The sequence below is a fragment of the Lacticaseibacillus sp. YLM2-1 genome (assembly GCF_056583465.1).
In genome coordinates, this window is record NZ_CM152617.1 from 2,071,722 (window position 1) to 2,089,207 (window position 17,486).

15 protein-coding genes and 1 pseudogene are annotated in these 17,486 nt (G+C 48.9%); 5 read left to right on the forward strand and 11 right to left on the reverse strand.

The genetic code is table 11. The annotated features are described in order from the left end of the window. Positions 1-40 precede the first annotated feature (40 nt). From AC07KQ_RS10030 to AC07KQ_RS10040, 3 genes are read right to left on the reverse strand one after another with little or no spacing between them, the layout of a single operon-like run. Positions 41-748: a LutC/YkgG family protein gene (locus tag AC07KQ_RS10030; RefSeq protein ID WP_353990690.1), complete on the reverse strand. Its 708-nt coding sequence runs from the start codon at positions 746-748 to the stop codon at positions 41-43. Continuing rightward, a complete protein-coding gene (locus AC07KQ_RS10035; protein ID WP_003575872.1) occupies positions 741-2,225 on the reverse strand; it encodes a LutB/LldF family L-lactate oxidation iron-sulfur protein in 1,485 nt (494 codons plus the stop codon). The genes AC07KQ_RS10030 and AC07KQ_RS10035 overlap by 8 nt, the downstream gene beginning before the upstream one ends. Further along, on the reverse strand, positions 2,222-3,004 hold the full coding sequence (locus tag AC07KQ_RS10040) for a (Fe-S)-binding protein (RefSeq protein WP_019893806.1): 783 nt from the start codon (positions 3,002-3,004) through the stop codon (positions 2,222-2,224). The genes AC07KQ_RS10035 and AC07KQ_RS10040 overlap by 4 nt, the downstream gene beginning before the upstream one ends. A gap of 470 nt (positions 3,005-3,474) precedes the next feature. Between AC07KQ_RS10040 and AC07KQ_RS10045 the strand changes: the two genes are divergently transcribed. Beyond that, the gene (locus tag AC07KQ_RS10045; RefSeq protein ID WP_003566723.1) at positions 3,475-4,041 is read left to right on the forward strand and encodes a hypothetical protein; all 567 of its coding nucleotides are present in this window, start codon (positions 3,475-3,477) and stop codon (positions 4,039-4,041) included. 251 nt (positions 4,042-4,292) lie between these two features. Here the strand turns inward: AC07KQ_RS10045 and AC07KQ_RS10050 are convergent, their stop codons facing one another. From AC07KQ_RS10050 to AC07KQ_RS10070, 5 genes are all read right to left on the reverse strand, one after another. After that, entirely contained in the window at positions 4,293-4,628 is a 336-nt protein-coding gene (locus tag AC07KQ_RS10050) for a PTS lactose/cellobiose transporter subunit IIA (RefSeq protein WP_019893179.1), read from the reverse strand. 56 nt (positions 4,629-4,684) lie between these two features. Beyond that, entirely contained in the window at positions 4,685-5,785 is a 1,101-nt protein-coding gene (locus AC07KQ_RS10055; protein WP_480156553.1) for a DUF871 domain-containing protein, read from the reverse strand. A gap of 109 nt (positions 5,786-5,894) precedes the next feature. After that, a complete protein-coding gene (locus AC07KQ_RS10060; protein ID WP_480156554.1) occupies positions 5,895-6,305 on the reverse strand; it encodes a DUF3284 domain-containing protein in 411 nt (136 codons plus the stop codon). Continuing rightward, a complete protein-coding gene (locus AC07KQ_RS10065) occupies positions 6,277-6,483 on the reverse strand; it encodes a hypothetical protein (RefSeq protein ID WP_003588354.1) in 207 nt (68 codons plus the stop codon). The genes AC07KQ_RS10060 and AC07KQ_RS10065 overlap by 29 nt, the downstream gene beginning before the upstream one ends. Next, positions 6,480-7,904 (reverse strand): PTS sugar transporter subunit IIC, encoded by a 1,425-nt coding sequence (locus tag AC07KQ_RS10070; RefSeq protein WP_003566732.1) that lies wholly within the window; start codon positions 7,902-7,904, stop codon positions 6,480-6,482. The genes AC07KQ_RS10065 and AC07KQ_RS10070 overlap by 4 nt, the downstream gene beginning before the upstream one ends. A gap of 802 nt (positions 7,905-8,706) precedes the next feature. Between AC07KQ_RS10070 and AC07KQ_RS10075 the strand changes: the two genes are divergently transcribed. The 3 genes from AC07KQ_RS10075 (at position 8,707) to AC07KQ_RS10085 (ending at position 12,757) form a co-directional block, all read left to right on the forward strand. Continuing rightward, positions 8,707-10,929 (forward strand): alpha-galactosidase, encoded by a 2,223-nt coding sequence (locus AC07KQ_RS10075; protein ID WP_003580183.1) that lies wholly within the window; start codon positions 8,707-8,709, stop codon positions 10,927-10,929. A gap of 62 nt (positions 10,930-10,991) precedes the next feature. Further along, on the forward strand, positions 10,992-11,735 hold the full coding sequence (gene yaaA, locus AC07KQ_RS10080) for a peroxide stress protein YaaA (protein ID WP_003580186.1): 744 nt from the start codon (positions 10,992-10,994) through the stop codon (positions 11,733-11,735). A gap of 275 nt (positions 11,736-12,010) precedes the next feature. Continuing rightward, the gene (locus tag AC07KQ_RS10085) at positions 12,011-12,757 is read left to right on the forward strand and encodes a DUF2087 domain-containing protein (protein ID WP_003580188.1); all 747 of its coding nucleotides are present in this window, start codon (positions 12,011-12,013) and stop codon (positions 12,755-12,757) included. 50 nt (positions 12,758-12,807) lie between these two features. Here the strand turns inward: AC07KQ_RS10085 and AC07KQ_RS10090 are convergent. The 3 genes and pseudogenes from AC07KQ_RS10090 to AC07KQ_RS10100 form a co-directional block, all read right to left on the reverse strand. Next, positions 12,808-12,999, reverse strand: a pseudogene (locus AC07KQ_RS10090) (hypothetical protein); the annotation flags it as partial. 103 nt (positions 13,000-13,102) lie between these two features. Beyond that, entirely contained in the window at positions 13,103-15,685 is a 2,583-nt protein-coding gene (locus AC07KQ_RS10095; RefSeq protein WP_003580190.1) for an ATP-dependent DNA helicase, read from the reverse strand. 40 nt (positions 15,686-15,725) lie between these two features. After that, positions 15,726-16,316 (reverse strand): hypothetical protein, encoded by a 591-nt coding sequence (locus AC07KQ_RS10100; protein ID WP_003570989.1) that lies wholly within the window; start codon positions 16,314-16,316, stop codon positions 15,726-15,728. 425 nt (positions 16,317-16,741) lie between these two features. Here AC07KQ_RS10100 and AC07KQ_RS10105 point away from each other — a divergent pair, with 425 nt between their 5' ends. Beyond that, positions 16,742-17,347, forward strand: a complete 606-nt coding sequence (locus AC07KQ_RS10105; protein ID WP_003585334.1) for a WxL domain-containing protein — start codon at positions 16,742-16,744, stop codon at positions 17,345-17,347. The last annotated feature ends 139 nt before the right edge of the window (positions 17,348-17,486 follow it).

Sequence of the window (17,486 nt, forward strand, 5' to 3'; positions counted from 1 at the left end):
ACAGGTCTTGCAAGGGAATTATGGCTCAGCCTCTTTTCGGTTACATATCCTCCACAACCAAGTAAGTCATGTCCAACGGGCCGTGGACCCCGACAACGAGGGTCATTTCGATGTCGCCAGAGTTGGATGGGCCGGTGATGAAGTTGATGTTGCTGGTTTGGAGCTTGCCGGCTTTAATGTCAGCATCGTAGTGATCCATAGCTTGGCGAGAACGTGGCAGGATGTTGCTCTTTTTGACAATAGCTAAGTAATGGGTTGGCAGGAAGTGGAAGCCACGGCCTTGGCCAGAGGTGGTGGCAACGGTAATCGTGCCTGATTCAGCCAGCAAATAATCCGCAAAGCCGATGGCGACGTCCGCGGCCGCCGCTTGCTTCAAATTGAAGTCGCGGCCTTTGCCTGGCGTCCAGTACATCGGCTTAGGACTGACGGTGTTGGTCCATTCGGTTAAGCCAAAATCCGCGTACTTGTCAGTGGTTGGCAAAATCATTGTTTTAGGCGCATCTTGCTCAATGTAAGCATTCAAGGCAGCCGCCAAATCAGCTTTGGTGGTGGTTTTAAACGTGACATGCACCCCTTCGCTATTTTTCTTAGCGATGGTTTCCAGCTCATCTTGAGAGTGGCCAGACAAGGTTGTTTCTGGCAGATCATTGAGCGGCTCAAATGGATGATCTTTGAGCTGGTGCCGTGATCGGCCGGCTTTTTCAGCGATGGCGTTCAAAAAATCTTCCCGATTCGTGTGATCACTCATGTTTTTGCGCCTCCAATGCTGCCTTGTGCTCCTTGAACCAGTGACGGAAGTTCTCGTTCTTCTTCGGTGGCCGTGGCAGGTCACGCACATCGGTCCAGCCGCGTGCGAGTTTCGGCAGCATCTTAGTTTGTTTGATGCGGCCACTATTGTACTCATTTTCCACGCTACCTTGATCCTTCGTAGCCAAAATGCCCATCATGGCATGATCCATATCAAGCGCCATGTTGAATAAAACCGGAGCGCTGGTGCCAACGCCAACCATTTTCATGATCTTGTCGTTGAAGCTGTGATCCATCTTGAGCTTATCCATCATGACTTCACGATGCTTGATCAACAATTCGTGAAGCGGAATGCGGACGGGACAGGTTTCGGTACATGCAGCGCAAAGACTTGAAGCAAATGGCAAATCGCCGAACTTTTCATAACCATCTAAAACTGGTGAAAGCACCGCGCCGATTGGTCCTGGGTAGATTGAGCCGTAGCCATGACCACCGATATGCCGATAAACCGGGCAGACATTGAGACACGCGCCACAGCGAATGCATTGCAAGACTGGCTCGAATGGCGTGCCAAGGGCGTTACTGCGGCCATTATCGACAATGACCACATGAAAATCTTCCGGTCCGTCTGCTTCGCCGTCAACTTGCTTGCCAGAGAAGGAACAATAGCTGGTCAGTTTCTGACCCACAGCTGACCGAGACAACATGTTATCCAGTGTTTCTGCTTCCTTCAAACTTGGGACAATCCGTTCCATCCCCATCACGACCACCTGTGTCTTAGGAATCGCCATGGTCAGATCGGCATTGCCTTCATTGGTGACCAAATTGATCAACCCAGAGTCGGCAATCGCAAAATTGCACCCCGTAATACCGAAATCAGCTTGTAAGAAATAGCGCCGCAAGTATTCACGCGCGAATCTGGCTAAATGTTCTGGATCGTTGTCACCTTTGTAACCCAGTTTATCGAAAATGGTTTTGACCTGATCGCGGTTTTTCGCCAATGCCGGGAAAACGATGTGGGTTGGTTCTGCCCAATCGTCTTCTTGCAAAATAAACTCAGCCAAATCAGTTTCCATCAGCTGGGTGCCAGGAATCTTCAACAAATCTTTGTCCAAATTGATTTCGGTGGTGACCATCGACTTGGACTTCACAATCTTCTTGGCCTGCTTCTTCTTGGCAAGGTTCGTGATGTAAGCCGCGGCTTCTTTGTCCGTTTTGGCAAAGTAAACGTGCCCGCCGCGTTTTTCAACGTTATCGCTAAATTCTTCTAAATAATCCGGTAAGTATTTGATCACATGCTGGCGGATCTGTTCGCCAAGATCGCGCCATTGCGGCCAGTTGCCAAGTTCGTGACGTGACGCCTCGCGTTTATCCCACTGGGCGTCTTGTGCTTTGGCAACACTCGCCTGCATGAACTTGTCCTGTTCGGATTCTTTCACCCGCTCCAAGAATGGTTTATCACTGGTAACGATACTCATAGGCGCACCTCCTGTTCTACCGGCAGTGGATCATGGAACTTGATCCGTTTCGGGTCAACATTGTGGTTGAGCACTTCAGCAATGTGCATGATCTTAATTTTTTCCTGACGACGAGAGAAGCGACCGGAAATATTCATCAAGCAGGCTGGATCAGCCGAAATCAGGACTTTGGCCCCAGTACTCAGCACATCGTCGACTTTTTCATCCACCATCTGCTTGGAAATCTCCGGCTCTTTAGCGGAAAACATGCCGCCGAAGCCGCAGCAGTTTTCGATATGTGGGAGTGGTTCCATTTGCAGATCCTTCACATGATCAAGCAAAACGAATGGTGCTGTCCGCTCACCCAACAACCGGGTCATGTGGCAAGAGCGATGATAGGTAGCTTTGGCATCGAGTTCAGCGCCTGCATCAATCACATTCAAAACCCGATACAGAAACTGGGAGAATTCAAATGTTTTGTCGGCGACTTCCTTCGCCTTTTCAGCATATTCCGGATCATCTTTAAGTAAAACGCGGTATTCGCGCAGCATATTTACGCAAGAACCAGCTGGCCCGACGATGTAATCGGCGTCAACTGACAGCAACGCATCGATCTCATTACGAAAGACCTTCTGCGTAGCTTTCACGTAACCTGAATTATATGTCGGCTGACCGCAACAAATCTGCTTAACCGACATGAAGGTTTCACAGCCAAAGCGTTCCAATACTTCGACCATTGCTGCCCCGACGTTCGGGAAGAAAAGATCTACGATACAGGTGGAGAAAATGACAACTTTCATGGCGCACCTCCTATATTAAAACGATTCCAATTTAAATATACACCTCCAAACATGATTACGGTACTGAAAGCGTTTATAAAAAAATAATTTACTTCTTTTTGAAATCGTTATACTAACTAGCAGCGACCAGCCAATGAGTTCACTTTGAAAAAGCACTGTTTATGCTAGCTTTTGATACTAGGTTTAAGCATATTGTTTCTTAAGCACGATACTGCCCGTCTGAATCACGCTGACAACTAGGCATAACTGCCACTAGCATCCACAATTAGGCTGTCACCAAAACCAACGACATCTTGTGGCTCTTTTGCTGCTTTATTAACTAAAAAAATCAACTTTTTAAAACGGTCTATACCCCCTCTCTCTCTTGACTTAACGCTGTTTCGCACGGTTTCACAGCCTTGATTTTTAGGCTAAAAAGACTATGGTAAAAGTGGAGTTAGGAAACCCTAAATAATAATGGAGGCGTGTTTATGCGTAAGCGATATAGGGCAACGTTACAGGCGCTTAATGATGATTGTATCGGTCGGAAAGCACACGGGTTTGCGAATCTTGAAGTCACGGATGATGATGCCCTGCAAATTCGCATCGAGATGTTTAATACGCCAGCAGATATGACGCATATGGCCGTTTTGGAAGGTTCCGTTACGAAAGCGCCAGTCGCGGTTGCGACAGCCGCGCAAGACGTGAACCATGATGGTGTCGTTGACGAGGAAGAAGCAGAGAAGGTTTCCGGTAAAGTGTTTGTGCCACTCGATAATGCTCCTGAAAAGCTGAATCTCATCGGTGGTAAATATCCAGAAGCCGACGACAATGGCTTTTACATTTACCAGCAGCGAGTTGTCATGTCAGACTTGCGGGAACAGTTGCTCAAACGTTATGGCACGGATGTCTTCAATCTTGATAATGCGGTCATGTATGTTGACGGCGTCCAAAGCGATGTCCTGTTGCCGAAAACAGTGATGAGCGATTTGGACAAAGAGAAACCTTATCTCACCTTGCCGATTGCCGTTGGTAAGTTGCGTAAGGTGATGGGTTGATCATTGTCCCCCAATATGGGATTCGTGAAAAGGTTGGGCTAAACAATTCTCTGTCGTGCCAAGCTCTGTAGTCGTAGACTTTGATCTTTCAAGCCTAAAAGGCACTGTGGCGTGGGCAAAAATTCTTTGTTTCGGTAATTGCAAATTTTGTCCTGACCTGTTCACTGTTTCTTGTTAGCTTTACACCATTCAAAAAAGCCGATCATCCTCTGACCGGCTTTTCGTTTGTCATTTTTGTGTTGCGCACACGATTACACAGTTGGCGCTGTTGTCATTTCCGCCATTCGCTGATAAACAGCGACAACTTCACCCGCCAAATCGCGGAAAGTGATGGCATTCATGAGGTGATCCTGCGCGTGAACCATTAGCAATGACACCTCGGCATGATCGCCGCTCGCTTCGGCAGTCAGCAGCTCTGTTTGCGCATTATGCGCTGACACTAATGCATCATCAGCTTCTTTTAACTGCACAGTTGCTTCAGGAAAGTCACCGGCTTTGGCAGCTTGAATCGCGGTGAAAACCGCACTTTTGGCATTGCCGCCTGCTATAATCAAGCCCATGATCGTCTGTTCATTCACTTGCGTCATCGTGTTTTCTCCTTTGTCATGATCAGTGTTTGTTAACTCATCGGCGGTTTGTGGCTCTAACTTTTAACATGCTTTAACATGAACGTCCGCCATGGTTTCAGCAACGGCAACAAGTCGAGATCTGAGTCAGTTAATTGACCAATTTTATTGCGTCGGCCATCATTTGCCAGTTCACGCAGGACAATCTGCAGTTCTCCGGCATAACGGGCATACGTTTCATTCACCACGACAACATCGCCACGGTGTAACGTGCCAGTTGCATCATGCGCTGGAATCGCCTGTCCTGCATAGCGAACGCGTGGTTGGGTGTCGCGAACCAGATAGTCTGAGGCGTCACCACGATATAAATGCGCCTCACTGAATGCAATCTTGGTTTCCAATTCAGAAATGGCCGCCGTTGGATGCACGCGCAATGCCGGATACGGACAGAAGAAGGCCAGTGCCGCGGCGTGCAAATCAGCCTCGCTCGCCATCGCATTGCCGATTAACACATCGTCAATCACCTCGGTCAGTCGCAAATGGTGCACCTGACTGGCAATGACCCGATCGCGATCACTTTCCAGTGTTGGCAAGCCTTCGCTGATCGGCCACGGCCCATGATCAGCACTTGGCGCAGTCACAAATGCCGCGGTGCGAATGCCATAATGTCGAAACTTCTGCGAGTAGGCCACAAACCGCTCATCACCCAAACCAGTATATTGCTGCGGGTAAAAATTATGACAGCCTAACAAGTTATCTAGACGTGGTCCAAACGGCATGATGGCATCAACATAATTCGTGCCAGCACTCATATTGATCTCAATTTTCAAGCCATACTGGTTATGCGTCATCAACGCCTCTTCTTGCCCAGTAAATCCCTCGTCAAGCCGCAAGCCCCAGACGCCCAGTTCGTGAAAGAAACTCAGATCATGATAATCAATTTCTAACTCGGAAAATAACGGTGGTGCAATATCGACAATCGTTTTAAATCCAAGTTGAGTTGCTTTGGCAACAACAGCCTTAAAAATGGCCAACTGATCGCGGCCTTTTTCGCCAGACAACTGCAATAGCGATGTAAACAGCCGCCGATACCCAAGCTGATGAGCCATTTCTAGATAAGCAGTCGCCTTCGCTACCGTGGTTTGTTCTGGGTAGAGACTGATCCCAATCTGTCCCATTTTTTCGCCTCCTTCTGTCGAGTCATTGTTTTTTGTTTCACTGTCTTGTATTGCTTGCTTCGTGCTCCGTGCCGATACACATGGTGTGTCACCTCTAAAGGCAACTTTTTTAAGATTGACACATCTTCAAGGCCATTTTCTTGAATCGGCGTTTCCGAAACCAGCCCATCAGTAGGCCGCTCACTCGATTGTTGGCCGTGCCGCGCGCCGTTTTTGCGACTAAGGATTCTTCATATTCCAACCGACTTTTCCCCAATGCAAGTGGCGCTAGGCGATAGCTAACGCGAAAGTCGTCTTGCGGCGTTGCCAATGTATAAGCATAGACTTTGTTCGGCTCCATGTCGGTAATCTGCAGCCACGCCTGCCGACCATTCGGCCATTTTTTAGCATAGCTAAACCCGCGCAAACTTCCCGGTAAAGGTTCCCGGCCGGTATGCGTGCGAATGTCTGCCAATGCCGAAAGCTGTAACTGTTTGAAAAAGACCGCCGGCTCAACCGGCAGATTCATGGTGATCTTCATCGCGCCCCTCCTGCTTTTGTGCCTTGATCAACTGAACATAGCAACGGACGAACACAATCGTTAAACCAATGCCGATGCCGCAGCCAACGATCTGCCATGGTGCTGGCAATAATGGACTGAACATCACGATGGCCATACTGAGATTGAGCAAGATCAAGTTTGCTGTCACATTTTTCAAACAGCATCACCTTCCAGCTTGCCTGTCTCCTTCACGCGTTTTTCTTTTTTCATCACCGGTTCGTCAACGGTCAACTCAGGGTCCAGCTTGTTGGCTGCTTTGACGAATGGCACATAGATCAAGAACCCGATGACCATATTGACTGCCTGTAGAATCGGTGCACGCCAGTCCATGGTTGCAATCAGCGAGTTGACAAACGGTGGCATTGACCAGACGATTTGATTCTTAACTGGCGATACCCAGCCGAGGATGTGGGCGCCATAAGCGATTGAGACCATGACCACTGGCGCCAAAATGAATGGGATGAAGTAAATCGGATCCAGCACGATCGGCAACCCAAACATCACAGGTTCATTCACATTGAAGCAGCCTGGGGCAATTGATAATTTTGCCACGGTACGTTGATCGTCTCGTTTTGAAAACAGGAGGATGGCAATCAGCAGCAGCAAGGTACTGCCGGCGCCGCCAATCCATGCATACAGATCAAATGCGTTTCGGGTCCAAACAAACGGTAACGCTTCACCTTTCATGAACGCATTCATATTAGCAATTTGCGCGGTCAACCAAATGGAATCCAACACCGGTCCGAGCACATTGGTCCCGTGCAGACCGAAGAACCAGAAGATTTGCACCAACAGTGTCATCAGTAAGACTGCCCAGAAACCTTGCGACATATTCAGCAATGGTTCCTGGATTAAGGTAGCAATAAATTCGATCACCGTTGTTTTGTTTAAGCTAATCAGATAGTTGATCACACCGGCTAAATACAACGCAGCCGTTGCTGGAATGATCCCGGTAAACGCCTTCGCAATAGCAGGCGGCACCGCCTCTGGCATCTTAATCGTGACATTCTTTTTCATGAGCCAGATGTATAAGGTCATGGCGATGCCGCCCATGATCATGACGGTGAAGAAGCCATAGGAACCAAAGAACTTGCCAAAGTTGAAGTAGCCCCACATGCTGATGTTCTTGCCATCAACGACCCCACCAGCATCGGTAATCAACTTTGTAGCGCCTTTACCAAGTGCACTGCTTAAAGCGACTGTGAAATTCTGCGGTAAACTCATGATGAATGCGCCTAGTACCACAATCCCCCCAGTCACCGGCTCAACTTGGTACTGGACTGCTAATTGATAGCCGAACGTGAAGGCAAACAGCAAGCCTAGAATCGCCAGTGTGCCGGTCCAAACCATCGCATTAATGCCGATCAGCCATTGCATTGAATCAACAATGCCCATCCACTTGAACTGGGTCGGAATATCGCGAATTAAAACGTTCAAGACTGTCGAAACTGCGCCGGCCATCATCGCTGGCATGATCGCAATAAACGCGTCACGCAAAGCAACTAACCACCGAATTGATCCAATCTTAGCCGCGATCGGCACCACATGCCGATTCAGCCATCCAATAAATGCATTCATAAAGATGCACTCCCCTCGAATATTTTTTGATAATGTCGCAGTCATTCTTTATTACAATTAAAATTTTACGGGAGTGCTGGTTCGCGGGTCAAAGATAATAGTAGTTATTATTTATAATTTTTATAAGCAAAATAGTTGCGGCGGCCTGTTCTTGTGTTGGCTTGTTGAACACCCTTAGTCCGAGCTGGCTACGCGGCGATTGGGCTGGAACGTGGTGGGCACGACTTCAAGCCCGCAAAGCCCGCGGTCTTGAAGCTCGGCCTTGGTCTAAGCGGAGAAAACCACTCCGCCAAGACCAACGTCACCACTGAGCCCATCGCCGCTCCGCCAGCTCTCTGCTTTCTATCCCATAACTTGAACCCGATTGCTCATAATTTTCCAGGTACAAGAACTACTTTTTCCACATCGAAAGTCGAATTCAAGAGCGGCTTCTTATTAATATATGGACACGAAAAAAATACTTCCTACAGCAGAAAGAAAGAGCTGGCGGAGCGGTGGCGGGCTCAGCCTTGAAATTGTTGTTGGCGGTTTACCGCCTACAACAAGGCCAGACTTTGAAATCGCGTGGGTTTTGCGGGAGTTCAAAGCTGTGCCCACGGCTCTAGCTTCGCGGTCGCCAGCCCCCGCCGCGGAGTTAGCTCGTTCTGTCGGTGTTCAAACAGCCCCCGTAAGAAAGGAAGCCCTCCCCCGATATCACAAGCAGTTCGACGGCCATTCGCTTATAATAGATTGAAACCAGTCACCATAACGCGCTCGCAGTCGCAGAAACCTGCTCGCGCTTTCCATCATGGGGGTAAACTTTATGGCAAATATTGAATATGATCCGGAACGTCAATTGTTTCATTTGCACAACGACACCTTTAGCTATGTCATTCAGGTTATTCGCGGTTATCTTGTTAAACGTTACTGCGGACCGGCGCTGGATCATTTTTCCGGTACCGCCAAACTTGAAGACTTCAGTCATGCTTTTAACATTCAAAATGATGCCGCACCTTACTCACTGACGACCTTGCCGCTGGAATATAGCACATTGATGGGTGGCGATTACCGTACGCCAGCTTACGCCGTGCGTAACGGTCACGGTCAGCTGATTGGTAATCTCAAGTTTGACCACTATCAAATCCTTGCTGGCAATGAAAGCTTTAACGGTACCTTGCCGACAGCGCGGACACCGCACGGGCAAACGCTGATCATAACGATGCACGATGAAACCCAGACGCTTGCTGTCAGGCTCAAATACACGATTGTCGGCGATTTACCTGTCTTGCTCAAACAAGTTGAGTATCGTAATCTGACAGACACGACACTGACGATTACTCATGCTGCCAGCCTTCAACTGGATTTTGACGACCACGCTTATGACCTCATTACGCTGACCGGTGCTCATCTCAATGAGGCCAAAGTGACCCGCCAGCCGCTGACCCCCGGCAAAAAGTCAATCGGCAGTAATTATGGCGCCAGTGGGCCGCAAGGTGTCCCGGCGACGATTCTTGCAGCGCCAGCGACCAATGAATTTGCTGGGGAAGCTTTAGGCGTCACGCTTTTGTGGAGCGGCAATTTTAACTATACAGCGCAAGTCGATCAGTTCGACAACAGCCGGCTCGTGATGGGACTGAATCCGGAGCTCTTTGCTTGGCAGCTCAAGCCCGGCAAGCCATTTGTCACGCCGGAAGCAGCCGTCGCTTACACCAACGATGGCTTAAATGATCTCAGTCGAATTTTCCATCGCTTTTTCGCCGATCATGTCATGCCATTGCCGCGCAAAAACCTAATTGAATACAACACGTGGGAAACCACTTATTTTGACGTTAGCGAAGCCAAAATTCTTGCCGAGATTCCCAAAGCGGAAGAGTTGGGAGTTGAGTTACTGGTCATTGATGATGGCTGGTTCAAAAATCGACCTAATGATGCTGGCCAACTTGGCGACTGGGTACCTGATCCCGTTAAGTTTCCGCATGGCCTGCGCCCGGTGGCTGACGCAATTCACGCTCGCGGCCTTGCTTTTGGACTTTGGGTCGAACCCGAAATGATCAGCGAAAATAGTGAGCTCTATGCCACCCACCCTGACTGGGCCATGCAATATGTCGGCCAAAAACCTCTGCGTTCTCGCAATCAGCTTATTCTCGATCTCAGTCAGCGGATTGTGCAGGATCACTTGATCACAGTTCTAACTAACCTCGTGCGCGATAATCATATTGATTACCTCAAGTGGGACTATAACCGCCACTTCAGTCAACCTGGCAGTCCGGTACTGCCACCTGATCAACAAGGTGAAGTCGGCTATCGCTATACCCGCGGCTTATATCGGGTTTTGAAAACGTTACGCGACACTTTTCCAAAGCTACTCATCGAAAACTGTTCGTCCGGCGGTGGTCGTTTAGATGGCGGGATGATCGCCTACACCGACCAAACATGGACCAGCGATTTTACTGACCCGGTTTACCGCATGAAAATTATGAACGGCTTCTCGCTGTTTTTCCCGCTCAAAATTTTTGTCTCGCATTTCACCGCCTCCCCGAATCTACAAGATGCGCGGTTAACGCCCTTGCATACCCGCGCACTGTTAAGTCTGGTTGGCATCACTGGCATCGAATGCCCGCCGAGTCAGCTCAGTCCCGCTGAAGCCGCGGCGGTCAAGGCCAGTTTTGCCTTTTACAAAGCGAATCGCAAAGAATTGCAGAATGGTTTGCTTTTTCGGTTACAACCTAGCCATGTTAATCAAGACGAGGTTTGTTGGCTGATCACTAACGCCGCCAAAACCAAGGCACTGGTCTTGACTTCAGTCGGTGTCACTTCGCCGATTCCCCATTATCAACATGTACTGCTGCATTACTTGGACCCAAGATTGTCTTATCAAATCGACAACACCAAAAATGCCACCGGGTTAGAACTGAACCACGCCGGTGTTACCTTACCACTTGCCCATGGTGATTTTTCAGCAACGCTCATGGAGCTGACGGCAGTAACCAACCTTCCGCAACCCACCGCAGCACCGACGCTTGATCAAATAACCACGCAAAGTTAGACCATCTTGTTGTTCAAGCATGACCGTTTAATCTCAGCCGTTAGAAAGTGAGTTTCGCTCGCATGAAATTTATCATCGCTCCCGCAAAGAAAATGATCCGCGCTCAAGACGATTTCCCGGTCCAAAGCCAGCCCAAATTCCGTGCCGAAGCTGGCGAGCTGTTGCTGCTGATGCAACAATTGACCTTTTCTGAAGCGCAAGCGCTGTGGCATACCAGTGACAAACTCACGCAAACCGCTTACAACCAACTGCAGCAAAGTGACCTGACTCGCCAACAGTCACCGGCCATCTTCAGCTATTCTGGCATTCAATACCAATACATGGCCCCGGACTTGCTAGACGACGCCGGACTGGTGTACATTCAGCAACATCTTCGGATTTTGTCAGGACTGTATGGCATTTTGCGCCCATTCGATGGCGTTGTGCCTTATCGCTTAGAAATGCAAAATCACTTACGTCTGCCTCATCATCGCAATCTATATGACTTTTGGGGCAACCGCCTTTATCAGGCTTTAGCCAGAATGCCCGGCCCCATCATCAACCTCGCCTCTGACGAATATGCCAAAGCCATTCGCCCCTACTTGCAAGCAAAAGATCAATTCATAGATGTCCGTTTCGCCCATCGCGTTAACGGTCAACTAAAAACCCGTGCCACTTATGCCAAAATGGCCCGTGGTGAAATGATTCGTTTTGCCGCCAGCCATCGGTTAACTAAGGCGGCTGATTTGAAAAATTTTGATTCCCCGACTTATCGCTTCGATGCCCACCTTTCAACCGCAACACAACTGGTGTTCATCGCGAAGTGAGTCTTTATAAAAAGCTGGCCCAAATTGCCTTTGATGAGTATCACCATGACCGACCCAGTCTCTTTTGGCCGGTAATGATGTGAAGAATCAGCCATCATTGACAGTTTGAGTCAGTTTTTTTGCGTAGGCGGCTCGCGCTCAAGCCCCACCATTAAACTTATCGCATGTGTCAAAAAACGCTTCTTTGCAGGTAAAAAGTCATCAGCGAGCTCAAAACTTGCAGTTTCGCAAAATCCAAGTTAATATATAAACAAATATTAGAAAGGTTTGTTCATATGGAAACCTCAAATAATTTTGTTTGCGAAAATTCAGAACTAACGTACGGTTATCGGCTCAAAGATCATCATTACCAATGCCGCTACTGTCCGGTCACATTTGCTGCGGATGAAGTCTACCCGCAAGATGGCCATTTTTTCACAGCTGAAGCCATGATCCGTCAGCATGTCGCCCAAGTCCATCATGGCGCGCTTGCAGCGTTAGTGGCACAACCCGCTGGTCAACTTGGGGTGTCATCCAGCCAACAGACAGTTTTACAGTTGTTCGCCCAGGGACTCAGTGATACTGTCATCGCGCAACGACTCAAAGTCTCGCCTTCCACCATCCGCAACTACCGCTTTAAGTTCCGTGAAAAGGCACAACAGGCACAACAATTTCTCGCCGCCATGACGTTGCTAGCGATGCCAGACGCGCTGATCATCCCTCACGACGGTGCAAAAATGGTCGATGATCGATATGCGATCACGCCTGAGGAACGAACCAAGACACTCAAAAGTTTCATGGACGCTGATGGTCGCGTGACGAATTGGCCATCAAAAGAGAAACGCAAGCTCATTATTTTGTCGGAAATTTTCAAAGGCTTCGATCCTCAAAAGAACTACTCGGAAACCGCGGTCAATGAAATCCTTAAGCAACACGTTGAAGATTATGTCACGGTCCGGCGTAATTTGATTGAATACGGCTTTCTCGATCGAACAGCAGATGGCCGCACGTATTGGGTCAAGGCTAGTGGTCCGCGAATTTAAGATAGCACGATAAATGTGTTCGCGGGATATTCAAAAAAGAATTTAGAATAAAGATTCTGCGCCGTGCCAAACTCCGCAATCTTCAGCCAGACGGGGAGGCGACGCGTAGCTAGAGCGGAGACGGCGCTTCGAGCGCAAAAACCGGTCTCGAAGTCGCCTAACAACATCAGCGACAAGGCCCGGTCCCTGTGTTGTTTGCACGGCTGAGCCCGATCTGGCCTACGATTGCTCCGCCTTGGCACTGAGGTCTTTAAAAAGTTATCGTGATAAGCCGAAAGGCGAGGGATTTTCCGAACTCTCAGAAAATCTCTCGCCTTTATTTGTCTTCCATGAATGATATGACTATCAAACATCCCGAGCAGGTTTTCTAGCCGGCAATTGAGCAACCTCATCGACAATCTGATCCAAGATGTCCAGTTGTTCCGCATAACGAACGGCAAATGGCTGCTCGCTTGGTTTGACTTCCTCTGCTTCCAGCGCGGGTCGCGTGGATAAGCGTTCAGCGTGCCGCCTATCCAACCAAGCCAAGACCTGATCAAAGGTATAGCGGCTGAACGTATCGACTGTCAGTTGACCGGATAGAAAACTACCAAGTAAATCATGACGAGCGTCGATGGGATAGATTTTGGTGCGGGCTAAGAGCACCCGAAAGTCACCAAAAAAGATGAATTGCTGCTGGGTGCGCGTCAACGCCGTATAAAAGCTTTGGGCATTGAGCATCATGTCGGCGCCGTTGACAATGGCAATAACGGTATCTGCCTGCCCACCTTGGGCCTTATGCACCGTAATCGCATAAGCCAGCGTCAAATCGCGCGGCACGCTGCCAAAACTGTAGTAACAATATTGCTGGCCGATTTGGACCACAACAAAATGGCGTTTGGTATCAATATGGGCTACCACCCCTGCGTCGCCGTTTGCCACAATTGTCTCACGCCAACGTTTAGTGCCAAAATCATCGGTCTGTTGCAAGCCATTTTCACCCAGCACCGCACGCCGTTCCCATGTTTTCGGATCAACAAGCGGGACATGTTTGTCGTTTTTCAAAATCATGACCCGATCATTGAGGCGCAAGTGATGTTTTTGATTAGTGACCGGGTCCACGTAACTGCTGATATACTCCGGTTCGCCATTTTTAGCCGGGTTGACCAACGCTTGCAACTCAGCATTAAATCGCAAGCGGCCAGTTGCGCCGATGTTTTTATTCACGATCAACAATTGCGCATCAATCTGCTGACCACTTTTGACCAGCGCATCCTGATACGCCTTCACCCCAGCATCAAACACCCGGCCAGCATTGCGTTGGTTATACAGCCCCACGTTGCCGCTGACATAGCGATCATCGTCTGGTCCAAAAGGCAGCGCTAACCGCTCACGAATGCGATTAGCTAGTGCTAACACGCCGGACTGGCTATCTTGCCGATAAACGCGCGTCAGTGTTGTCGCCGCCACCTGTTCATCGTCTAGACAATCTTTTAAAAAGTTGCCAGGACCGATGGGCGGCAGTTGGAAAACATCACCGACAAACAGCACATGCGCCTTTTTAAAATTAACGTTCTTCAAAACCGTGTAGGCTAGCGGCGTTGTCAGCATTGAGCTTTCATCCACCACAATGAGTCGCGCATCGCCAAAGGTTTCCCAGTCGGCATCCGCGTCAAACTGGCCGGTTTCTTCACCTGGAAGCAAATGCAGATAAGCATGAATCGTAGCAGCCGGCTCGTGCGTATACTTTGCCAAAACTTTGGCGGCGCGGCCAGTTGGTGCAAGCAAGACACTTTTCCCTTTTGCTTGGGCGTTAAAAAACCGAACCAGCAAATCGGTCAACCAAGTTTTACCGGTGCCAGCACTGCCGTTCAAAACGCTCAAGCCATGACGGTTCACATTTTGAAAAGCGGCGCGCTGTTGATCATTAATGGTTAAATGAAACCGATCGAGAAACTGATCGAGAGCATCATCTAGCTCACCCGGAGCCATCAACGGTTCGGCTGTTTTTTGAGCGACTTTAATAATCCGCGCCACCGATCCTTCTGTGGCAAACATATCGCAACTCGTCACCAGTCCATACTGCTCATTAAGTAAAAAGCCGTATTGCAAGGCTTCTTGCGGATCAGCAAACATTTTCAAATCGGCTTCGCGTACAGCCAATAAAGTAGCAGCTTGCTGCCGGAACCACGTAATGGTGATATAGGTCAATCCTTGCGTGAGTACAGCCGTGCGAAAAATATATTGCAATCCTGCCGTAAGCCGATGCGGATCATTCGCTGCAATGCCACGCGTCTTAGCAAAGGTGTCGACTTTCTTGAAATCAAGCTGGGCAACTGACATCAACAGGTACGGATTGGCATCAATACTTTGCATGGCCAAATTGGCATCTTTATAAGCCAGCCAAATTTTTTCATAGGTCATTGAGCTTAGTGCCTTGCCCCAGTGATTGGCCAACACGGCAATTTCCAGTTTGCCGCGGATGGCGGTAGCGATTTTCTTAATTGTGGCGGGACCAATGCCCGGGACACTATCCGGTTTTACCTGATCGGTTGAAAAAATCGTCAAGATCGGGGTGTCATCTGCAAAATGTTCATGCAATCGGCGCCGAACTGTCGGCTGATGCACCAGCAACGTGTCAATCAGCTGCCACTGCCGGCGCGGTTCTTTGGGCAAGCCAAAATGCAACCGCGCCAATTTGTAAGACGGCTTGTTATAACGCAATGAGCCAGCATCATCGTAAACCAAATCAGCGGTGATGATCGCTCGGCGATTGTAGTAGCCCATATCACCGGTAATGGTTGCCTCTTGGGTGAGCGTCATTTTAAGCGCCGGATTCGGATTCAGAATCCGCACGGCGTAAACTTTATAATCACCGTTATCGCTATTAAACAGCAACTTGATCACTTGCAGATCAACATTTTCATAAACTTGTTCCTGATTAGCCATGTGCGCCCCTCCTCTCAAAAAAAAATCACCGACAAAAACTTTATAGTTGCATTCTTAGTTTCGTTGTCTCGTGTGTCGCAGCCTTGTCGAGCTTCGGTGCAATCCGAAATCGAAAATCCTCCGGTAAGGCTTGCAACTCATGCTGAGCCCACTGTTGGATAAAGGTCGGTTGCTGCCGGGCCTGATAAAACTGCAACTCTGGGCGATGCGTACTGTAAACCACGACATCTTCTCGCCCGTGCTTCACTGACCACTGAATGGCCGCCAGCAGTGCGACCAAGCCGGCAGATGGTAGATAAAATTTTCGCGCCGGGTTGAAATCGTCCGGTGTCAGCTCAGCATTTGCTGGCGCATCAGCGTATGCCAACTCTTTGACTGCATCGTCCAAAAACTGGGTGTGGCGCAACAACGTTTTATCTGCCGCATCCGTGATTTTCAAGCCAAATCGATTGCCATTCAGGTCATTCAGCCACGCTAAATAAACCTTTGTCTGCGGCGCAAAATCTGCACTATCAACCTCATGTTGCAGATTAGCCATGCCGCGATGCAGCATGATCCCCTCAGTTGTGCCGCCATTAGGAAGTTTAATGATGTGTTGTGCCTCGCTTGATGTTGCGTGTGTATCTGCCATGATCGGCCTCTTTTCTTCAAATAAGCTTAACCGGTATGGTGGTTGGCTGCAAATATTGATTAGCTAACCCTCAAAACGGCGGCTGACTTGCTGCTAACATTGACTTTTGAGTGATCTCGAACGTCCCATTAGCATCGACTTTTACTACTATCATTCTTTTGATATTTTTGGGGTTGGAGCTTAGACCGGCAATTTAAGTCTCACAAATCGGCATTTATTTACCTTAAAACGAGACAAAAAGTTATTTTTAGCTTTGTGATCTCGTGAATTTGAAAGCGGGTTTCCATGTAAAGCCTATTAATAAGCGATTAAATAAATTTTGTTTGCTCACTCAATTCGTTTTTGTTGGCTCTCGCAACCATTCGCGTACAATTAAAGTTGTTCCAGCGAATGGAACGATTTGACATCAATTGGGGGGAACTTTTATGTCAAAGAAATTGTGGTTGAGCGGTGTCGCGTTTGCCGGTCTCGTTGTGGGGAGTATTGCAACCGGTTCATCGCTTGTAGCTGCGGACAATACCGTTGGCACGACAAATACGACAGTCGCAGTGACGGGTGGCACAATCGACCTTGCAGTGCCTGACACACTGACTTTTCCAAGTGAGCCTGTCGAAGGGATTGTTAGAGGCAATGTCAACGAGACGGTTAATTCCGCTGACAACTCATTATTAACGATCAATGACTTCCGCGGTACGGACGCCGGGTATACGGTGTCGGCCAAAGCGTCTGCGATCACAGCCGCTAATGGCGATGTTCTGCCAGGCGCGGCCATCGAACTAACGCCGGATGCCCCAGCAGTGACGAATGCTGATGCCCCGACTTGGAGTAAAGCGGTAACGTTGACGGATTCAGATCAACCATTATTCGCCACGACCAAATCGCTAAACGGTGCCGGCATTAGCAGTTATGATCTGAACAAAACAACGTTGGCAATTCCTGAGGACAACGCTGTTAAGGCTGAAAGCTATTCCGGTATCATCACCTTTACATTGACACCTGGTCAGCCAGCTGCACCAGCTACTGCACAGTAACGGTGGCGCGAGGTTGATGGTTTTCGACTTTTCTGGTTGTACTTGCCGGAAGGGAGTTGATTCATGTCAGGACATCACCAGAAGACTGTTCGGTCACAATTAAAAATCAGCGCGGGTACCCACGTCGTTTGGATCGGCA